Raw genomic sequence first — 4,096 nt, forward strand, 5'->3', positions numbered from 1 at the left:
GGTGATTGTGGCAAGAGCGAGGGGATAGACCCCTAGCAGCAGGCGCCTTCTAGCGGTTCAAGAGAAGCACATGCTGGTCGCCGGCGTCCGAAGCAAATTCGTAGCGACTGCGAATCAGCGCTTTTAACTGGCTCCGTCTGAAACACTCTTTAACGGCAGCGACGAGTTTTGAATAGAAATCGAGATCGGTGGATTTCGGGAGAGTCTTTTTCCGCCTGAGCGTGGGAGATGATAGTGGCTTTCACGTCGTACCTCTTGAACGGGGTCATTGAGATCGTCGCAGCAATCGATATCCCGAGCAGACACGCATGTTCTTTTCGTTCGTTTGCTAAACCTCCCGCGTCGCGCGGTGTACTGCCAGAAGTGCGCGATCCTAGTCGCCAAAGCTCCTTGCTCCAGACGCGCAAGCCGAGATGCGGCAGCGATGGTCGACGTTGGGTGTGCGCGGGTGCGAACGACACAGCCATTTCACATTGCATAGCCGCGGGGCAAGTACCTTTTCAAGGCCTAGCCGCCACTTCGTCAAGGTGCAGTAGAAGGTTCGCCGGGTCTTCGTAGACCCGCAGGGCGCCCGCGCGCTCCAGCTCATCCGCCCCATATCCGCCCGACAGCAAGCCGACGCCGAGCGCACGGCACCGACGCGCGGCCAGCATGTCCCAAATACTGTCGCCTACAACGACAGAGTCCTCTATCGGGACGCGAAGCCTCTCTGCCGCTGCGATAAACAAATCCGGATCTGGTTTCGCATGTTTCACGTCGTCGCGGGTGACGACCGCGACCGTCGCGGGATCGACGCCGAGCGCCGCCAGGTTCGCTCCTGCCGTTTCCATCCGACCGCTGGTTGCGATCGCCCAGCGTGTGCCGGCTGCCGTCAAGGCGGCGAGCAATTCGCGTGCGCCGGGCAACGCACCAATCTGTCCTCCCAGGCGTCGGTAGGCATTGGCGTGCGCGCAGACCAGGCGTTCGACGCGGTCCGGACTAATCTCGCCGAGCGTCTCCCGCAGAAGTTGGTTCATAAACAGTCCTCCGCTCATGCCAATCTTTCGATGAATCCGCCAGACCGACAAATCGATGCCCTCCGCATCGAGGGCCTCCTTCCACGCAAGGACGTGCTGATAGACGCTGTCGACCAAAGTGCCGTCCAGGTCAAACAGAAATGACGTTTCGATTCGCATGATGTGCTCCGTTGGGCAGTGTCGCCCCAAGGTTATGACCGGTCTGTCACGCAAATGAGGAAGTCCCGAGCCCAGCCACGTAGTCGCTTAGGGTGGCTAATGGAACTACCCTTCTAAGACATCACATGTACCGGCTTCTAGCCGTCCTGTTTTGGCCCAGCGACAGCCATCAATCGTGATTTCAAAACTTATCGATGGCTAGCGACGCGGCCCCATTCGCGTGTACGACTGCAATGCCTTTGGTGTGGCCATGTCCCGTGCGATTACGAAATCAGCCAGTGCAGCACCACGCATCTCGTCCGGCGCACGAGGGAAGCCGCGACACGTGCTGTAGTCCCTGCGCGGCTCGTCGCCGCTCCTGGAACGCGGCGACCCCCCGCGCGCATTTGCGGCAGCCGCGTAAACATCGAGTGCGGTGATGCCGGCAAGCGTCAAGATATTCCCCACTGCTCGTCCTGCATTGCGCTTGCGCGCTGACCGCGCACCGGCCGCAAGTGATGCTATGTCGAGCCCGTCTCCCGCGATGCGCCCCCATAGAAAGGGCGCGGGCCTGGATGACAGAAGAATCCCGGTCCCGCACACAATTTCCCGCAATCCGTAGAGGCGGACGAGTCCGGGTTCGCCGCTCACACCAGCCATGCGCAATGCAGTGCGCGGCGCGATGACCTCCGCGAAGCCCAAGGCAATGCTAAACCAGCCGAGTCCACGCGCAACCCGCTGAGGCGTCGGAACGTTGTCGTGGCCCTCCTCGCTGCGCGATTGTACTTTCATGTCCATTTGTCACCTCCTCAAGATTGACTAAGACACTGTTTTCCTACGGCTTCATGACGACCTTAATGCAACCATCTACCTTGTCACGAAACGTCTGGTACATGCCCGGACCATCGGCAAGCGAGACCTTGTGCGTGATCACAAATGAGGGATCGATCTGGCCTTCCTGAATGCGTCTTAGCAGATCGTCGGTCCAGCGGTTCACGTGAGTCTGACCCATGCGCCAGGTCAGGCCCTTGTTCATCGACGCACCGAACGGCAACTTATCGATAAGGCCTCCATACACCCCGGGTACCGATAAAATGCCGGCCGGACGGCACACATAAATCATCTCCCGCAGTACGTGCGGCCGGTCGCTTTCAAGCATTACGGCCTGTTTGAGCCGGTCATACATCGCATCAGCCGAGCGCGTCGCATGCGACTCCATCCCCACCGCGTCTATACATTTTTCCGGTCCCTTGTCCTGCGTAAGCTCCTTCAGGCGATCGAGCACACTCTCGTGATCGAAGTTGATTGTGATCGCGCCTCCCGCGCGTGCCATCTCAAGCCGCTCAGGCATGTTGTCAATGGAGATTACCTGTTTCGCGCCAAGCAATACTGCGCTGCGAATCGCCATTTGACCCACAGGTCCCGCGCCCCAAATGCAGACCGTGTCCTCAGGTTCGATGTCGCACTGTACGGCTGCCTGCCAGCCGGTTGGAAAAATATCTCCAAGGAACAGCACCTGCTCGTCAGTCAGCCCATCGGGGATTTTTACGTGCGTCTTATCTGCAAACGGCACGCGGACGTACTCGGCCTGGCCACCTGGATACCCTCCTGTAAGATGGGTGTAACCGAAGAGGCCTGCAGTCGTGTGACCGAACAACTTGTCGGCGACGTCCTTATTGCGGTTCGAACGTTCGCAAACCGAAAAATTGCCACGTTTGCACTGATCGCACTCACCGCAAATGATGGTGAAGGGCACGACGACGCGGTCGCCGACTTTCAGCGCGGTATTTTCCTTGCCGACTTCAACCACCTCTCCCATGAACTCGTGGCCCATGATGTCGCCACTCTCCATGCCGGGCATAAAGCCGTCGAATAGATGAAGGTCAGAGCCGCAGATTGCACAGCACGACATCTTGATGATCGCATCACGAGGTTGCTCGATCTGCGGGTCGGGAACCGTCTCATAACGAATGTCCTTCTTGCCTTGCCATACGAGCGCTTTCATCTGTGCACCTCGAACGTTTGATGGTGGTGAACGGCCTACACGCCCTCGCGCAGCATTGCGGCGCGTGAGCCATAGCTGAGTAAGCAACGGCCGTTCCCATCACATGACGAAGGAATATAAGACTGCTCATCGACCGAACGCGGACGGCCGAACGGTCGCGCGGGGTTATATCCTATCGCCCATGGTTCAACACATGTTGACGTCTGCGTGACTGGGAGACCTCCATCCAAAGCCGGACGGCGGTGAAGGAAGGGCGTTGTCGTGCGATCCGTAGCACCGGTTGTGAGGATTACCGGTCCAGCGGGCGCGATTGCACACTCAGCAACGGCATCGACGTACTTGCGAAGTCCATGGCCGCCCCTGCGCAAAGAAGCGAGTCTGCGTCTGCCCCGACAGCAAGGTGGCCCTATGGGAAGTTCCCGGTTAGACGGCGGTTACTGAGAAAAGCATGCGTTTAGCAGTTCAATTAACCGGTCGAGATCACACGGTTTCGCAAAATACGCGTCGAAGCCTGCTTGTTGGCACCTTACCAATTCTGGATATGTCGAAACGCTCGTGTGAGCGATCAGCATTGGCGGGTCAGGCTTCGCTCGCAGTGCATCCGCAACTTCCCATCCGTCTCCCAGCGGCATTAGTAGGTCAACCAGTACCACGCCGGGTGCGAAGGCCTTAGCTGCATGTACGGTATCAATCCCGGTATATGCAGCGCGTGCAAAAAATCCGGCGTCCTGGAGCGCAAGCACGATCGCATTTGATGACGATATATCGTCGTCCGCGACAAGCACCCGTCTCTCCACCTGGAAAATTTCCCGCCCCGGCATACGCCAAACGACCTCTTTCGGCAGTTGACAGTTATAAGAGGTCGTCGTCATTGACAGTGCCGTAAAAGTCGCGCGATTCATCTGGACCATACCGTCAGACAGCCGCCCCGACCTAT

4 protein-coding genes are annotated in these 4,096 nt (G+C 58.4%); all 4 read right to left on the reverse strand.

Annotated elements, in window-relative coordinates; all coding sequences use genetic code 11:
• Positions 1-500: 500 nt before the first annotated feature.
• Entirely contained in the window at positions 501-1,175 is a 675-nt protein-coding gene (locus tag JWR14_RS26490) for an HAD family hydrolase (protein WP_299714488.1), read from the reverse strand.
• A gap of 198 nt (positions 1,176-1,373) precedes the next feature.
• Positions 1,374-1,952: a hypothetical protein gene (locus JWR14_RS26495; protein ID WP_299714491.1), complete on the reverse strand. Its 579-nt coding sequence runs from the start codon at positions 1,950-1,952 to the stop codon at positions 1,374-1,376.
• A gap of 37 nt (positions 1,953-1,989) precedes the next feature.
• On the reverse strand, positions 1,990-3,159 hold the full coding sequence (locus JWR14_RS26500) for a zinc-dependent alcohol dehydrogenase (RefSeq protein ID WP_299714494.1): 1,170 nt from the start codon (positions 3,157-3,159) through the stop codon (positions 1,990-1,992).
• A gap of 434 nt (positions 3,160-3,593) precedes the next feature.
• Positions 3,594-4,096 (reverse strand): response regulator (locus JWR14_RS26505; RefSeq protein WP_299714497.1); only part of this gene is annotated, 503 nt, incomplete at its 5' end.

This window comes from Caballeronia sp. (genome assembly GCF_028292365.1).
In the GTDB taxonomy this organism is placed as follows: Bacteria; Pseudomonadota; Gammaproteobacteria; order Burkholderiales; family Burkholderiaceae; genus Caballeronia.